Genomic DNA, 15,777 nt, shown 5'->3' on the forward strand with positions numbered 1-15,777 from the left:
AGGCCTGCCTGGCGATCACCAAACAATTGCCCAAAAAAAACGGGCGGTGTGTACCCGCCCGTTTGGTCGTGAAGTCGCAATTGTATCCTCAAACGGCCGTTTTCGCAAAAATGCTTTGCACAAAACGGGGCTCAGCGCAAGACTTCATCCAGGTCCTGCGCCGCCTGCACGCGCGCCAGCAATTGCTGGGCCTCGGCCGCGTCGGCAGGACGCGCCGCCGGGTCGTCGGGCAGCGCCTGCAGCATGCGCGCCAGCACCTGCGCCTGGGGCAGGACGGGGCCGAGAAAGCGCGCCTTGCTGCCCTGCGCCACCAGCACGGAGGGAAAAGTCTCGATATCCAGATCGCCGGCCACGTCCTCGCGGTCTTCCACATCCAGCCAGACAAAGCGCATCTGCGGGAACTGGGATGCCAGCGCCTCGAAAGGCTGCTGGTATTGCTTGCAGGTGCCGCACCATGCGGCGCAAAGGCACACCACCAGCCATTCGCCCGATTGCGGCGCCTGCTGCTTCATCTGTTGCTCCGGCATGGCGTCGCCGCCCTTTTCCTGCATGGAATCTCCTGTAGAACCTGTACAGCCAGGAAAGCCGCCGCCTGCGGCGAAAAAGCGCCTCGCTCCTGCCGGGCCGGGCCGGCCGTTTCCTGTTCACGCCGTGCGACGGCTTCGCATGGCAAGCCAGGATGGTAGCCGCTAATCAATACATGGCGCGCCCATCCGGCATTGGCGTTGCACCCATTGCGGGGCGCAATGCTTGAACCCTGGCTCTTATGCCCCATTCTTTCTCTATAGTGAAAGGCGCGGCCGCAAAACCGGACACCGCCCATGCGGTGGCCGGCTGCGGTGCGTCGAGATTTCTTGGGCTCAAAGATTGGTGACTCCATGGATTACAAGGACTACTATCGGATACTTGGCGTGGACAAGAAAGCCTCCGCCGAGGACATCAAGAAGGCCTACCGCAAGCTGGCCCGCAAATACCATCCCGACATCAGCAAGGAGGCCGACGCGGCCGCGCGCATGGCCGAGGTCAACGAGGCCAACGCCGTGCTGTCCGACCCCGAAAAGCGCGCCGCCTACGATGCGCTGGGCGAAGCACCCCGGCATGCGGGCGCAGGTGCCGGCAACGGCGCGGGCTTTCAGCCGCCGCCGGGCTGGGACCAGCAGGGCTTTCATTTCCACAGCGAAGGCACGGGTCCTAGCGGGGATGCGGACTTCAGCGACTTCTTCTCGCAGATGTTCGGCCAGGCCGCGCGCGCGCGGCGCAGCCAGGGCGGCCATGCCGCACCGGATATGCGCGGCCAGGACCAGCATGCAAGCATCGAGCTGGACCTGGCGGACAGCTACAGCGGTGCCTTGCGCTCGCTGCACCTGCGCACCACGGTGCTCGACGAGCAGGGTCTGCCCACCTACAAGGACAAGGAATTGCAGGTCAGCATTCCCAAGGGCGTGCGCGAAGGCCAGATGATCCGCCTGGCCGGCCAGGGCAACCCCGGTCTGGGCAAGGGCGGGCCGGGCGATCTGCTGCTGGAGGTGCACTTCCGCAGCGATCCGCGCTGGTGGAGCGAAGGCAAGGACGTCTACCAGCGCGTACCGCTGGCACCCTGGGAGGCGGAGCTGGGCGGGCCCATTCCGTTCAAGACGCTGGCGGGCGAGCTGGAAGTCACCGTGCCCGCGGGCTACCGCTCGGGGCGCAAGCTGCGCATCAAGGGCAAGGGCCTGCCCTCGGTCACGCCGGGCGATATGTATCTGGTTCTGGACGTGGTGTTTCCGCCCGCCACGAACGCCGCGCAGAAACAGGCATACGCCGACTTCGCCAAGGCCTTCCCCGGCTTTGATGCCCGCAGTCTGAGCTGAAAGGCAAACCGATGAGCTCCACCAACCACTACCCCTTCTATGAACCCGCAGAACTGCTGGACCTCGCGGCCCTGAGCCTGCAGGATCTGGCCCGCCATTGCCGCACCAGCCCGCAATGGGTGATCGAGCATGTGCAGACCGGCGTCATCCGCTACGACAACGAGGATGCAGACAGCCCCGCGCAGATCACCGCCGAGCAGTGGCGCTTCAGCAGCCAGACGCTGGTACGGGCACGCCGCATTGCCCAGTTGGAGCACAGCTTCGACGCCGACCCGCAACTGGCCGCGCTGACCACGGACCTGATCGAGGAAGTGCACCAGCTGCGCCGGCAGCTCAAGGCCCTGAAGCGCTGAGGCGAAACACCGCCCGAGCCGCTTCGCTCCTTCCCGAGCCGCTCGCCCGGACCTCCATGCGCTGCGCGCCATGGGAGGGAACATGCGGGCGGCCGGCACAGGCTCCTGCCAGCCGCCACGGCCTGGCGAGCGCCGGCTTCATGGGCCGCAGGCGGTAGCGCCATGAACCAGCGATTCCGGCCGGCCCAACAAAAAGCCCCGGGAGCCTGGCTCCAGGGGCTTTTGCGTCGATGGCTACCCGGCGAGGCCGGGCGCACCGCCGATCAACCGTGGCGCTTGCCAGGGTTCTTCTTGGTGTGGGTGTGCGCGCCGCGGGCACGGCTCACGCGCTGGCCACGGCCGGGCGTGGGCAGGGTCACGCCATTGGGTGCCTGGGGACGGGGAGTGGCTTTGCGGTCAGCTTCGGTAACGATCTTGTTGCCCATGTCGAATTCTCTACTTGGAAGTTGCGGAAGGTTGGAAACCTTCGATTAGGCCATATCCAGAGCAAGCGCGCCGGAAAAACACTGACTTTCCCATGTGGATTCCTGTGCATCGCATGCAAAACTCCTGAAAATATAGCTGCTTGCGCATTTATTTCCTGGATTTCAGATCTATTTCACCCTGTATTTATTGATTGACAAGCGAAAGCAGCTATCAATTTAAAGATTCCGGCGCCAGTCCTTCTTGCGGCAAGCCCGCTGCCTGCACCAGCTTGCGCGTGTAGGCCTCGCGCGGCGCACCCAGCACCTGCTGCACGCTGCCCGCTTCCACCACCGCGCCCTCCTTCATCACCATCACGTCGTGGGCCATGGCGCGGATCACGTCCACATCGTGGGTGATGAGCAGATAGGCCAGTCCTCTTTGCCTTTGCAGCTGCTGCAGCAGGCGCAGCACCTGCTGCTGGATGGTGACGTCGAGCGCGCTGGTCGGCTCGTCCAGCACCAGCAGCTCGGGCTCCACGATCAGGGCCCGCGCAATGGCCAGGCGCTGGCGCTGGCCGCCCGAGAATTCATGCGGATAGCGCGACAGCAGCCCCGGGAACTGGCTGTCCGTCAGGCCCACGGCGCGCAGCATGGCCACGACCTTGGCACGGCGCGCCGAAGCGCTCAGCTGCGGCGCATGCACCTGCAGGCCCTCGGCCACGATGTCTTCCACCGTCAGCCGCGGCGACAGCGAGGAAAACGGATCCTGGAACACCACCTGCACCTTGCGGCGCAGGCTGCGGTTGTGCGGCACGTTGCGCGATGCGGGCTGCTGCCAGGCCTGGCCCGCGACGCGCAACTCGCCCTCGTGCGCCAGCAACCCGAGCACGGCCTGGGCCAGCGTGGACTTGCCCGAGCCCGACTCCCCCACCACGCCCAGCGTGCGCCCGGGCTGCAGCTGCACGTCAGCGCCCTGCACGGCCACGAAGCGCCCCTGGCGAAACCAGCCCTTCACGCCGGCCAGCGGCACCGGATAGCTCACGCGCAAGCCCCGGCCTTCCAGCACGGGCGCCGCCCCGGGGTCCGCCGGCGTCTCGACCACATCGCGCTGCGGCGTGCTGGCCAGCAGCTTGCGCGTATAGGGGTGGACAGGCGCAGCCATCACCTCGGCCACCGGCCCCTGCTCCACCAGCACGCCCTGCTCCATCACGGCCACGCGGTCGGCAAAGCAGCGCACCAGGTTCAGGTCGTGCGTGATCATGAGCACGGCCATGCCTGTCTGGCGCTGCAGATCGCCGAGCAGATCCAGGATCTGGCCGCGCAGCGTCACATCCAGCGCCGTGGTCGGCTCGTCGGCCAGCAGCAGCCGGGGGCTGCTGGCCAGCGCCATGGCGATCATGGCGCGCTGCCGCTGGCCGCCGCTCAGCTGGTGGGCATAGGCCTGGGCGCGCCGCGCGGGCTCGGGAATGCCGGTGGTGGCCAGCAGCTCCACGGCCTGGCGCAGCGCCTGGGCCCGGCTCAGGCCCTGCTTGAGCTGCAGCACCTCGGCGATCTGCGCCCCCATGGTCATCAGGGGGTTGAGCGCCGTCATCGGCTCCTGGAAAATCATGGCCATGTCGCCGCCGCGCACGCGCTGCATCTGGCGCTCGCTCATGGCCAGCAGGTTCTGGCCGTTGAAATAGGCCCAGCCGGAGAGCTTGGCATCGCCGGCCAGCCGCAGCAGCGAAAGCGCTGTGACGGTCTTGCCCGAGCCGGATTCGCCCACCAGCGCCAGCTTCTGGCCCGCGGCGAGATCGAAGCTGACGTTGTGCACCACCTTCTTGCCGGCGAATTCCACCCCCAGGCTGCGCACCGACAGCAGCGGCATCTGCGCGGCGCCGGCCGTCTTGTTCGGAATCTGGTTCATGCCGGCTCCCTGGCTGCACCGGCGCCCTGCGGCGCGGCAGCCGGCGTGCCGGCGGCCTTGCGCGGGTCCAGCGCGTCGCGCAGCGCATCGCCCATGAAGGTCAGCAGCAGCAGCGTGACGACCAGCACCGCGAAGGTGGTCAGCGAGATCCACCAGGCATCGATATTGTTCTTGCCCTGGGACAGCAGCTCGCCCAGGCTGGGCGTGCCGGGCGGAACGCCCAGGCCCAGGAAGTCCAGCGAGGTCAGCGCCAGAATGGCCGCGCTCATGCGGAATGGCAAAAAGGTGACCACGGGCGTCATGCTGTTGGGCAGGATGTGGCGCCTGATGATCTGCCAGTTGCTCACGCCCAGGGCGCGCGCGGATTTCACATAGTCGAGCTGGCGGTTGCGCAGGAATTCGGCGCGCACATAGTCGGACAGGCCCATCCAGCCGAACAGCGACAGCAGCACCAGCAGCAGCGAGACGCTGGGGGCGAACACGGCGCTGAAGATGATGAGCAGGTACAGCTCGGGCATGGAGCCCCAGATCTCGATGAAGCGCTGGAAGGCCAGGTCGGTGCGGCCGCCGAAGAAGCCCTGGATCGCTCCCGTGACCACGCCCAGCGCCACGCCGATGGCCGTCAGCGCCAGCGCGAACAGCACGCTGACGCGAAAGCCGTAGATCAGCTGGGCCAGCAGATCGCGCCCGCGGTCGTCCGTGCCCAGCCAGTTGGCGCGCGACGGCGCCGAGGGGTTGGGCTCCTGGGCAAAGTAGTTCAGCGTACCGGGGCCATAGGGGTTGAGCGTGAACACGGCCCAGTTGTCGCCGGCGGTCAGGCGGTCGCGGATATACGGGTCCAGGTAGTCGGCCGGCGTCTCGAAATCGCCGCCGAAGGTTTTTTCCGGATAGTCGTTCCACAGCGGCCAGTAGGTCCGGCCTTCGTAGTGCACGACCAGCGGCCGGTCGTTGCTGATCAGCTCGGCGCCCAGGCTCAGCACCACCATCACGCAAAACAGCAACAGGCTCCAGTAGCCCAGGCGGTTGCGCCGAAAGCGCAGCCAGGCGCGCCTGCCCGGCGACAGCGAGGCCGGCGCGGCCGGCGATGCGGACACGAGGGCGGCATTCCCGCTCGAGCCGTCGCGGCCATGGGCCTTCCCGGCCGCGGGCGGCCGGCGGCCGGAGGACAGGCGGCCATGGGCCGAATCGGGAGGGTCAATCAAACTTGACACGCGGATCCACCCAGACATAGCAAAGATCGCTGACCAGCTTGGTCACCAGACCGATCAGCGTGAACAGGAACAAGGTGCCCAGCACCACGGGATAGTCGCGCCGGATCACGCTCTCGTAGCTGAGCAGGCCCAGGCCGTCGAGCGAGAACAGGGTCTCGATCAACAGGGATCCCGTGAAGAAGGCGCCGATGAAGGCCGCGGGGAAGCCCGTCACGATGGGAATCAGCGCATTGCGCAGCACATGGCCGTAGAGCACCTGGCGCTCCGACAGGCCCTTGGCCCGGGCCGTCAGCACGTACTGCTTGCGGATTTCCTCGAGAAAGGCATTCTTGGTCAGCATGGCCGTGACGGCAAAGCTGCCCGCCACCATGGCGATCACCGGCAAGGTGATGTGCCACAGGTAGTCGGCGATGCGCGCCCCCCAGCCCAGCTCCTCCCAGTTGGCCGAAGTCAGGCCGCGCAGCGGAAACCACTGCAACTGCCCGCCGAAGATCACCAGCAGCGCCACGCCGAGCACAAAGCCCGGAATCGCATAGCCCACCAGGATCAGCAGCGTGGTGACCAGGTCGAAGCGCGAGCCCGCGCGCACGGCCTTGGCAATGCCCAGCGGCACGGCCACCAGGTAGCTGATGAAGAAGGTCCACAGCCCCAGGCTGGCCGAGACGGGCAGCTTTTCCTTGATCAGCTGCCACACCTCCTTGTTCTGGAAGAAGCTGCGCCCCAGGTCGAACCGCGCGAACTGGCCCAGCATCTGGAAAAAGCGCACATGGGCCGGCTTGTCGAAACCGTACAGCGCCTTGATCTGCTCGATGCGCTGCGGGTCCACCCCCTGGGCGCCGCGATAGGCCATGCCGCCGCCCTCGGCCCCGCGGCCGATGCCGGCCTTGGCCTCGGCCAGATATTGCTCGACCGGGCCGCCCGGCACGAACTGCACGACCACGAAAGTCATGAGCAGCACGCCCAGCAGGGTCGGCACCATCAACAACAAGCGCTTGAGTATGTAAGCCCACATAACATCGCATTATGTCCAGAGAGCTGCAGGCCACGGCGCAAGCCTGTGACGCTTTGCAACCCTATTGACAAGCTCGGCGGCAGGACGCCCGCCCTGGCCGCCGAGACCATCACCAGGCGCCACCATGCCGCTCAGGGAGCCGGCGCCGTGCGCGGGGGCATGCGCGCCCACCAGGTATTGATCACCCAGGTCTCGCCCGGCGCATAGGCCGGCACCACGGCCGGGCGCACCAGGCGCCAGGAGTCGTACACCATGCGGTGCGTGCCCGCGCTCCATTGCGGAATCAGATAATGGCCGGCGGCAATGATGCGGTCCAGCGCATGGCAGGCCGGCAGCAGCTCTTGCTCGGACTTGGCCTCGGTCATCTTCTTGATGATGGCATCGACCGCGGGATTCTTCACACCCGGGAAATTGCCCGCGCCCTCGGTGTCGGCCGAACGACTGCCGAACAGGTCGGCGAACTCCTGGCCGGGGTTGTTCGTGCCCTGGTAGGCGATGGAGATAATGTCGTAGTCGAACTTGTCCACGCGCTGCTGGTACAGCGCGAAGTCCACGGGACGAAAGCGCAGCCGTATGCCCAGCTTCTCGAGGTTGCGCATCCAGGGCGCCACCTGCCGGATGCCGCTTTCGCTGCTGTCCAGGTATTCCAGCTCCATGGCTTCGCCCCGGGCATTGCGCAGCACCCCGTCCTGCACGGCCCAGCCCGCGTCGCGCAGCAGCTGCTGCGCCTTGCGCAGGTTGTCGCGCAGGGTCTGGCCGCTGTCGGTGCGCGGCGGCTCGGTCATCAGGCCGAAGGCCGCTGCCGGAATATCCTTTTTCCAGGGCTCCATCAGCGCCAGCTCGCGGTCGTCGGGCATGCCATGGGTCTCGCAGGCCGTGTTGCCGAACAAGCCCTGCACGCGCTGGTAGGAGCCATAGAACATCTGGCGGTTCATCCACTCGAAGTCCAGGGCCAGGCCCAGGGCCTGGCGCACGCGCACGTCCTGCAGCAGGGGCCGGCGCGTATTGAGCACATAGCTCTGGAAGCCCGAGGGCAGGCGGTTGGCGAATTCGCCCTTGACCAGCTGTCCCGAGTCGAAACGCTTGCCATACAGGCGCCGCGCCCAGTCGCCGGCGCTGAAAAACCGCATCAGGTCGAACTCGCCGGCCTTGAGCGCCTCCAGGCGGGCCGTGTTGTCGCGGTAGATCTTGACCGTGACATGGTCGAAATTGGCGGTACCCACGCGTACCGGCAGCTTTGCGCCCCAGTAGCCCGGGTCGCGCACATAGGTGATGTCCTTGCCGAAGCGCACCGGACCGATCCGGTACGGGCCGCTGCCGATGGGCACATCCGTCACCACCTGGTCGAAAGGCTTGGGCTTGCCGTTTTCCTGCCCCCAGTCGCGGCTGAAGACGGGCAGTGCGCCCACCACCAGCGGCAGCTCGCGGTTGGGCTGCTTGAAGCGAAAGCGCACCGTGCGCTCGTCAAGGACATCGACGCCGTCCACATCAACGAGCAGCGTCTTGTAGCCGGGCAGCGCATGGGGGCCGGTCAGCGTCTCGTAGCTGTGCCTGACGTCGGCGGCCGTCACCGGCTTGCCGTTGTGAAAGCGCGCCTGGGGCCGCAGCCGGAAGCTGGCCGACAGCCCGTCGGGCGCCACCGTCACATCCTCGGCCAGCAGGCCGTAGCCCGTGGCCGTTTCGTCCAGCGAAGGCGTCAGCAAGGTATCGAACATCAGCTCGGCCAGATAGGCCGGGGCCGATCCCTTGATCGTGAACGGGTTGTATTTGTCGAAGGTCGAGATGCGCAGATTGCTCACCAGCCGCAGTTCGCCGCCCTTGGGCGCCTGCGGATTCACATAGGAGAAATGGGCGAATCCCGGCGGATACAGCGGCTTGCCCCAGAGGGCATAGGCATGGTCCGCCCAGGCCGGCGTGCCGGCCCAGGCGCCGGCAAGCAGCAGTGCGAGCACCGCACGCGGCCGGCGCAGTCTCGATCCGGGCCGGACTTCCGCCTCCGCCGCACGGCAGGCATGTCCGCTTGTCTGTGTAAGTCCTGTCAACCAATGGCGCATGCGACAATTCTGCCCCAGACGAGACACCGCCAATCTGGCGGACTCTGACGCCCGCCGGGCCCCGCATGGGCTGCCCGGCCCGGGCGGAGCCAAATTCCACCTTTCTTTCTTGGAGAACAACAATGGGTTTTCTCGCCGGTAAAAAACTGCTGATCACGGGCGTTCTGTCCAACCGCTCCATTGCCTACGGCGTGGCCAAGGCCTGCCACCAGCAAGGCGCCGAGCTGGCTTTCAGCTATGTGGGCGAGCGCTTCAAGGACCGCATCACCGAATTTGCGGCCGAATTCGATTCCAAGCTGGTGTTCGACTGCGACGTGGGCGACGACGCCCAGATCGAGAAGCTGTTTGCCGACATCGGCGCCACCTGGGGCAAGTTCGACGGCTTTCTGCACTCCATCGGCTTTGCGCCGCGCGAGGCCATTGCCGGCAACTTCCTGGACGGCCTGACGCGCGAGAATTTCAGGATCGCCCACGACATCAGCGCCTACAGCTTCCCGGCCATGGCCAAGGCAGCCCTGCCCTATCTGAACGACAAGTCCTCGCTGCTGACGCTGTCCTACCTGGGCGCGCTGCGCTCCATCCCCAACTACAACACCATGGGCCTGGCCAAGGCTTCGCTGGAAGCCTCCGTGCGCTACCTGGCCGAAGCCGTCGGCCGCACCGAGGACGGCCGCGCCATCCGCGCCAACGGCATTTCCGCCGGCCCGATCAAGACCCTGGCCGCCTCGGGCATCAAGGACTTCGGCAAGCTGCTGGGCCGCGTGGCCGACGCAGCCCCGCTGCGCCGCAACGTGACCATCGAGGACGTGGGCAACGTGGCCGCCTTCCTGTTCTCGGACCTGGCCTCGGGCGTGACCGCCGAGATCACCTATGTGGACGGCGGCTTCAGCCAGACAGCCGGCCTGTCCGCTGACCAGGTGTGAACTTGTAGCCTCCTGAGCCGCTGCGCGGCTCCCCCGAGGGGGACGGCAGCCTCGCGGCGGGGCGGCCCTTGCTTGCTGCCCCTCGCTGGGGCCGCGCCGGTTTTGGCCTCTCGCCGCATCCCAAGCCCTGCAACTGCGGGGCTTTTGCTTTTCGGGAAAGACCTGCATCGACAAACCCCAAGGCCCTGCCTAGCATGCGACGCATCACTCACCCCGGAGGGAAGGCATGCATTACCGCCACCTGCTGCGCACCATGCTTGCCGCAACGCTGCTCGCCTGCGGTCTGGTTCTGCCCCCCGGCCTTCAAGCGCGGGATGCCGCACCGGTATCGCCCGCGCTGATGCTGGCCCATGTCTGGCGCCAGGGTCTGCCGCTGCAGGACTACTGGGTCAGCGAGAAATACGACGGCGTGCGCGGCTACTGGGATGGGCAGCGGCTCATCAGCCGCGGCGGCAACCCGATTGCCGCACCCGCCTGGTTCACCGCCGGCTGGCCCGCCACCCCCATGGACGGCGAGCTCTGGGCCGGGCGCGGCCAGTTCGCCCATGCCCAGGCCACGACGGCACAGGCAGCACCCGACGATGCGGCCTGGCGCCGCTTGCGGTTCATGGTGTTCGACCTGCCCGCCGCCCCGGGCAGCTTCGACCAGCGTCTGCCCATGCTGCAGGCCACGGTCAAGACCATCGACCGCCCCTGGGTGCAGGCCGTGGCGCAGCGCAAGCTGGCCGGCGAAGCCGAGCTGCAGGCCTGGCTCGGCCAGGTGGTGCGCGGTGGCGGCGAAGGCCTGATGCTGCACAAGGGCAGCGCCATCTACCGCAGCGGGCGCAGCGACGACCTGCTCAAGCTCAAGCCCTTCGACGATGCCGAGGCCCGGGTGGTCGGCTACAGGAATGGCAAGGGCCAATGGGAAGGCATGACCGGTGCCCTGGTGGTGCAGACACCCGAGGGCCGGCAGTTTGCGCTCGGCGCGGGCCTCACGGCCGCCCTGCGCAGAAACCCGCCGCCGCTGGGCAGCTGGGTCACCTACCGCTACCAGGGCCTGCACGAGAAAAGCGGGCTGCCCCGCTTTGCACGCTTTCTGCGGGTCAGGCAGGAGCTGGACTACCTGCCGGCTGCCGTCCAATGATCACCTTTTGATAGCTGCTTGCGCTTTGCTGGAAAGCGTTCGGGCCGCTTTGGAGCCCAAAGCCACCACGATCAAGGCAGTTGTGCGCCCAGCGCACGCGCGGCTTCCAGCACGTTCCTTATGTAGCGCTCGTCATAGCGATGCGCCGGCATGGTCAGCGTCAGAGCGGCCGCCAGCGCGCTGTCCTTGCGGAACACCGGCGCCGAGATGCCGGCGATCTCGCTGTGCCGGTCGCCCACCAGCGCCTCGTAGCCATTGGCACGCACGCGGGCATAGTGCGCCCTGTCCTTCTTCACCCAGTCGCCCAGCTCGGGATCGAAGGCCACCAGCACCCGCCCGCCCGCCCCCTTGCCCAGCGGCAGCAGGTCGCCCACGCGCGCGTGGTCGCGCACCGGGTGCGGCGAGTCCACGCGGTACAGGCACAGCCTGTCCCTGCCCTGGCGCACATGGTAGGCCGCGCTCTCGCCCGTGGCCTGCACCAGGGCGCGCAGCGCGGGCATGACCAGCTTGTCCAGCGAAAAGCTCTGCGCATAGACCGCATGCAGCCGCGCCACGGCCGGGCCCACGGCATAGCGGCCGTCGTCCTGGCGCACCACCCAGCCGCCATGCTCCAGCGAGGCCAGCAGCCGCAGCACCGTGCTTTTGTAGAGCCGGGTGCGCTCGGCCAGCTCGGCCAGGCCCAGCGCCACATCGCCATCGCGGAAGGCGGCAAGCACGCTCAGGGCCCGGTCCACGGCAGCCACGCCGCCAGGCGCTGCATTTTCGTCGGCCACCGACTCGGTCGCGGATTTGCGCGGCATAGGAACTCCTCGCCTGCTTCTTGACAAGGCAGCAAGTCGCAAGCAGTATTTCAATAGAAAGAATTTAGTTCTATCTATTAGAACACTTTATTCAAGCCAATCCAAGCCCAGGCGCCGCCCTATGTCATACAAACCCCGTTTCGACGTTCTCATCAGCGAAGTCGGCCCGCGCGACGGCCTGCAGTCCGTGGCTTCCACCATGGCCACCGGGCACAAGCTCGCCTGGATCGATGCGCTGGCCGCCTCCGGCCTGCAGGAGATCGAGGTGGGCTCCTTTGTATCGCCCAGGCTGCTGCCGCAGATGGCCGATGCCGACCGGGTCGTCGCCCATGCCATCCAGCACCCCGGCCTCACCGTCATGGCGCTGGTGCCCAATCTCAAGGGCGCCGAAGCTGCCATGCGTGCCGGCGCGCACAAGATCACGCTGCCCGTGTCGGCCAGCCCTGCGCACTCCATGGCCAATGTGCGCAAGACACCCCAGCAGATGGTCGACGAGGTGCGCGCCATCGCCCGGCTGCGCGACGAGATCGCGCCTCGGGTGCATATCGAGGCCGGCATCTCCACGGCCTTCGGCTGCACCCTGCAGGGCCTGGTGCCCGAGGACGAGGTGATTGCCCTGGCCGTGGCCTGCGTGGCCGCGGGGGCCGACGAGTCGGGCCTGTCGGACACCACGGGCATGGCCAACCCGGCCCAGGTCAAGCGCCTGTTCATGCGCTTGCGCGCCGAGCTGGGCGAGCGGGCCGGCGCCGCCCATATGCACAACACGCGCGGCCTGGGCCTGGCCAATTGCCTTGCCGCCTACGAGGCCGGGGTGCGCACCTTCGATGCCTCGCAGGCGGGGCTGGGCGGCTGCCCCTATGCGCCGGGCGCCTCCGGCAACGTGGTGACCGAGGACCTGGTCTTCATGTTCGAGGCCATGGGCATACGCACCGGCGTGGATCTGGAGCGCCTCATCGCCGCGCGCCAGGCGCTGGCCGCCGGCCTGCCCGGCGAGGAGCTTTACGGCATGCTGCCGCCGGCCGGCCTGCCCCAGGGCTTCGAGCCCCGCAAATACGCCGCGTAGGCAGCCAGCCTGGCCCGGGCCGCCGTCTTCCCAGGGCAGCTCCGCCAGACCGCAGCCACGCATACAAAAAATTACCTTTTTCCTTTTCTTTTCATGAGCGATTCCACCCTCTCCGGCCTTCCCTCCGCCAGCCCGGCCAGCCTGCCGTATTCGGGCATCCGCGTGGTCGAGTTCACCCACATGGTCATGGGCCCGAGCTGCGGCCTGATGCTGGCCGACCTGGGCGCCGAAGTCATCAAGGTCGAGCCCGTGGGCCACGGCCGCAATGGCGACGCCACGCGCAAGCTGCTGGGCTCGGGTGCGGGTTTTTTCCCGCTGTTCAACCGCAACAAGAAAAGCCTCACGCTGGACCTGCAGACGCCCGAAGGCAAGCAAGCCGCGCTGCGCCTGATCGCCTCGGCCGACGTGGTGACCGAGAACTTCAAGCCCGGCACCATGCAAAAGCTGGGCCTGGACTATGAAAGCCTCAGGGAGCGCTTTCCGCGCCTCATCTATGTCAGCCACAAGGGATTCCTGCCCGGCCCCTACGAGCACCGCACCGCGCTGGATGAAGTGGTGCAGATGATGGGCGGCCTGGCCTACATGACGGGGCGCCCCGGCGACCCCTTGCGCGCCGGCACCAGCGTCAACGACATCATGGGCGGCATGTTTGGCGCCATGGGCGCCATGGCAGCCCTGGCCCAGCGCGAGAAAACCGGCAGAGGCCAGGAGGTGCAGAGCGCGCTGTTCGAGAACAACGTCTTCCTGATCGCCCAGCACATGATGCAGTACGCCGTCACCGGCAAGCCCGCGGCGCCCATGCCGGCGCGCATTTCGGCCTGGGCGATCTACGACGTGTTCGAGGTCCAGGGCGGCGAGCAGATCTTCCTGGCCGTGGTCAGCGACGGCGCCTGGCGCGTCTTCTGCGATGCCTTCGGCCTGGGCGAGTGGCGCGACGATCCGCGCCTGGCCACCAACAACGACCGCGTGCAGGCCCGCAGCTGGCTCATGCCGCTGCTGCGCGAAAAAATGGCCGGCTACAGCGCCTCCCATATCGCCAAGGTCTTCGAGGAACAAGGCCTGCCGTTCGCGCCCATCGCGCGTCCCCACGACCTGCTCGAGGACGAGCACCTGAACGCCACGGGTGCGCTGGCCCCCATCGAGCTGCCCGACGGCCGCGCCAGCAAGACCGTGCTGCTGCCGCTCACGCTGGACGGCAGGCACCTTGAAGTGCGCCTGTCGCCGCCCAAGCTGGGCGAGCACAGCCTGGAGATCCTGACCGCGCTGGGCTACACGCCCGCGCAGGCCCAGGCGTTGGCCCAGGGCCAGCCACTTTGAACCGGCAGGCTGCCCTGCCCCACCGGTGCAGGCAGCCATACCGACCGCAGCACTGACCACCGCCGGCGCTGCCGAACCCGCCCCGCCACAAGGCGCCTGCGCGCGCCCCGGGGATTGCTTTGCCCGGCCTTTGCCGGGATTCCAGGAGACAAGACCATGATGAACACGCATTCCATCCAGCCCCTTCAAGCACCCGCAGCCAGCCGCCCGGGCCGCAGAGCCTTTGCCGCCGGCGCGCTGCTGGCCCTGGCGCTTGCCGCCGGCCATGCCGTGGCCCAGCCCGGCGAGTGGCCGGCCAAGGCCATACGCATGGTCGTGCCCTACACGCCGGGTGGCGGCACGGATGTCGTCACCCGCCTGATCAGCGAGCGCGTGGCCAACCTCAACCGCTGGGTGATCGTGGTGGACAACAAGCCGGGCGCGGGCGGCAACATCGGCCTGGATGCCGTGGCCAAGTCCGCGGCCGACGGCTATACCTTCGGCATGGGCCAGACGGCCAATCTGGCCATCAATCCGGCACTGCTGCCCAGCATGCCGTTCAATCCCAGGACCGACCTGGTCCCCGTGGCGCTGGTGGCCTCGCAGCCCATGGTGCTGGTCGTGCCCGCAGATTCGCCGTGGAAGTCGCTGCAGGATCTGATCCAGGCCGCCAAGGCCCAGCCCGGCGGCATCCGCCAGGCTCTGGCTTCCACAGGCACCGTAGGCCACCTGGCCGGAGAAATGCTGTCCTTCAAGGCCGGAATCCAGGTGCTCAACGTGCCCTACAAAGGCGCTTCGCCGGCCGTCACGGACCTGCTGGGCAGGCAGACGCACTACATGTTCGGTACGCCCCAGGCCGTGTATCCGCTGATCAAGGGCCAGCGCCTGCGCGCGCTGGCGGTGACTTCGGCCCAGCGCCTGCCCATACTGCCCCAGGTGCCCACGGTGGCCGAATCCGGCTTTCCGGGCTTCGAGGCCGTGGACTGGAAGCTGATCGTCGCGCCAAGGAACACGGCCGCGGGCATTGCACAGAAGATGAATGCCGCCGTGAACCAGGCGCTGCAGGATCCCGGCGTGCTCAAGCAGCTTCAGTCCGAGGGCAGCACGCCCATGGGCGGCAGCCTGCAGCAAGCCCAGGCCTATCTGCAAAAGGAACAGGCCGGCTGGGCCGCGCTGATCCGCGACGCGAAGATCACGCTGGAATGAAGCTATCGTATTGGAAGCAGTCGGCGCTTGCCTTCGCCTGCTTTCAAGCCGACCACATTGAGAAACCAGGCCAGGCAAGCGCCCGCCGCTATCTTTTTATTTAGCAGGCTGGCGCGATGCCAGCAGTTGCCACAGCAGCGCAGCCAGGCCCGCACCCGTGGCATTGGCCAGCGCATCCAGCCATTCGGCGCCGCGCGTGGCGGTGAACATGGCCTGCAGGATCTCGATCAATCCGCCATAGGCCGCACACAACAGCACCACGCTTGCGGCATGTGCCGCAGACCATGCCCGGCCCCGGCTGCGCGCGCGCAGCGACCCGGTCCACCACAGCAGCGTGGCCAGAACGCCATGCAGGCCCGCATGCACCAGCTTGTCCATGTAGCCAAGGCCTTGCAAAAACGGGAACAGCCGCAGCACAAGACCGCCGCTGGCGCCCGTTTCATTGAGGCAACCCCACAGCACGAACAGCGCCCATGCCAGGCTGCAGGCGGCCCCGACTCGCCAGAGACGCGATTGGGCAGCGGCCGGGACGATGGAATTCATGGCTTGATTGCGTCAAAAAAAGCCCGGCAT

Annotated in this window: 15 protein-coding genes; 7 read left to right on the forward strand and 8 right to left on the reverse strand. The window is 67.3% G+C overall.

Annotation, left to right across the window (positions count from 1 at the left end; all coding sequences use genetic code 11):
- Nucleotides 1-131 precede the first annotated feature (131 nt).
- Entirely contained in the window at nucleotides 132-527 is a 396-nt protein-coding gene (locus Cte04_RS01065) for a thioredoxin family protein (RefSeq protein ID WP_066471746.1), read from the reverse strand.
- 351 nt (nucleotides 528-878) lie between these two features.
- Between Cte04_RS01065 and Cte04_RS01070 the strand changes: the two genes are divergently transcribed.
- Together Cte04_RS01070 and Cte04_RS01075 are read left to right on the forward strand one after the other, a co-directional pair.
- Entirely contained in the window at nucleotides 879-1,850 is a 972-nt protein-coding gene (locus Cte04_RS01070) for a DnaJ C-terminal domain-containing protein (protein WP_066470329.1), read from the forward strand.
- An 11-nt stretch (nucleotides 1,851-1,861) separates the two neighbouring features.
- Nucleotides 1,862-2,203 carry a chaperone modulator CbpM gene (locus tag Cte04_RS01075; protein ID WP_066470331.1) on the forward strand — a complete coding sequence of 114 codons (342 nt, stop codon included), beginning with the start codon at nucleotides 1,862-1,864 and terminating at the stop codon, nucleotides 2,201-2,203.
- Between the two features lie 263 nt (nucleotides 2,204-2,466).
- Here Cte04_RS01075 and Cte04_RS21720 read toward each other — a convergent pair whose 3' ends face one another.
- From Cte04_RS21720 to Cte04_RS01095, 5 genes are all read right to left on the reverse strand, one after another.
- A complete protein-coding gene (locus Cte04_RS21720; protein WP_169798035.1) occupies nucleotides 2,467-2,628 on the reverse strand; it encodes a hypothetical protein in 162 nt (53 codons plus the stop codon).
- Between the two features lie 211 nt (nucleotides 2,629-2,839).
- On the reverse strand, nucleotides 2,840-4,513 hold the full coding sequence (locus tag Cte04_RS01080) for an ABC transporter ATP-binding protein (protein WP_066470335.1): 1,674 nt from the start codon (nucleotides 4,511-4,513) through the stop codon (nucleotides 2,840-2,842).
- Nucleotides 4,510-5,607: an ABC transporter permease gene (locus Cte04_RS01085; protein ID WP_066471748.1), complete on the reverse strand. Its 1,098-nt coding sequence runs from the start codon at nucleotides 5,605-5,607 to the stop codon at nucleotides 4,510-4,512. Before Cte04_RS01085 ends, Cte04_RS01080 begins: the two co-directional genes overlap by 4 nt.
- A 100-nt stretch (nucleotides 5,608-5,707) precedes the next feature.
- Nucleotides 5,708-6,736 carry a microcin C ABC transporter permease YejB gene (locus Cte04_RS01090; RefSeq protein WP_066470338.1) on the reverse strand — a complete coding sequence of 343 codons (1,029 nt, stop codon included), beginning with the start codon at nucleotides 6,734-6,736 and terminating at the stop codon, nucleotides 5,708-5,710.
- Between the two features lie 131 nt (nucleotides 6,737-6,867).
- The gene (locus tag Cte04_RS01095; RefSeq protein WP_245633246.1) at nucleotides 6,868-8,688 is read right to left on the reverse strand and encodes an extracellular solute-binding protein; all 1,821 of its coding nucleotides are present in this window, start codon (nucleotides 8,686-8,688) and stop codon (nucleotides 6,868-6,870) included.
- 224 nt (nucleotides 8,689-8,912) lie between these two features.
- Here Cte04_RS01095 and fabI point away from each other — a divergent pair, with 224 nt between their 5' ends.
- Both fabI and Cte04_RS01105 read left to right on the forward strand, forming a co-directional pair.
- Entirely contained in the window at nucleotides 8,913-9,713 is an 801-nt protein-coding gene (gene fabI, locus Cte04_RS01100) for an enoyl-ACP reductase FabI (protein WP_066470342.1), read from the forward strand.
- Nucleotides 9,714-9,939: 226 nt separating this feature from the next.
- Complete coding sequence (locus Cte04_RS01105; protein ID WP_083526431.1) at nucleotides 9,940-10,839, forward strand: DNA ligase; 900 nt, start codon at nucleotides 9,940-9,942, stop codon at nucleotides 10,837-10,839.
- A gap of 71 nt (nucleotides 10,840-10,910) precedes the next feature.
- Here Cte04_RS01105 and Cte04_RS01110 read toward each other — a convergent pair whose 3' ends face one another.
- On the reverse strand, nucleotides 10,911-11,639 hold the full coding sequence (locus Cte04_RS01110; protein WP_066470344.1) for an IclR family transcriptional regulator: 729 nt from the start codon (nucleotides 11,637-11,639) through the stop codon (nucleotides 10,911-10,913).
- Between the two features lie 121 nt (nucleotides 11,640-11,760).
- Between Cte04_RS01110 and Cte04_RS01115 the strand changes: the two genes are divergently transcribed.
- The 3 genes from Cte04_RS01115 (at nucleotide 11,761) to Cte04_RS01125 (ending at nucleotide 15,204) form a co-directional block, all read left to right on the forward strand.
- Nucleotides 11,761-12,702 (forward strand): hydroxymethylglutaryl-CoA lyase, encoded by a 942-nt coding sequence (locus Cte04_RS01115; protein WP_066470347.1) that lies wholly within the window; start codon nucleotides 11,761-11,763, stop codon nucleotides 12,700-12,702.
- Nucleotides 12,703-12,795: 93 nt separating this feature from the next.
- Nucleotides 12,796-14,019, forward strand: coding sequence for a CaiB/BaiF CoA transferase family protein (locus tag Cte04_RS01120; RefSeq protein ID WP_066470349.1), 1,224 nt, complete (start codon nucleotides 12,796-12,798; stop codon nucleotides 14,017-14,019).
- Between the two features lie 156 nt (nucleotides 14,020-14,175).
- Complete coding sequence (locus Cte04_RS01125; RefSeq protein WP_083526432.1) at nucleotides 14,176-15,204, forward strand: Bug family tripartite tricarboxylate transporter substrate binding protein; 1,029 nt, start codon at nucleotides 14,176-14,178, stop codon at nucleotides 15,202-15,204.
- Nucleotides 15,205-15,300: 96 nt separating this feature from the next.
- Here the strand turns inward: Cte04_RS01125 and Cte04_RS01130 are convergent, their stop codons facing one another.
- Nucleotides 15,301-15,747, reverse strand: coding sequence for a VanZ family protein (locus tag Cte04_RS01130; protein WP_066470350.1), 447 nt, complete (start codon nucleotides 15,745-15,747; stop codon nucleotides 15,301-15,303).
- Between the last annotated feature and the right edge of the window lie 30 nt (nucleotides 15,748-15,777).

The sequence above is a fragment of the Comamonas terrae genome, from assembly GCF_001544075.1.
Classification (GTDB): Bacteria; Pseudomonadota; Gammaproteobacteria; order Burkholderiales; family Burkholderiaceae_C; genus Comamonas; species Comamonas terrae.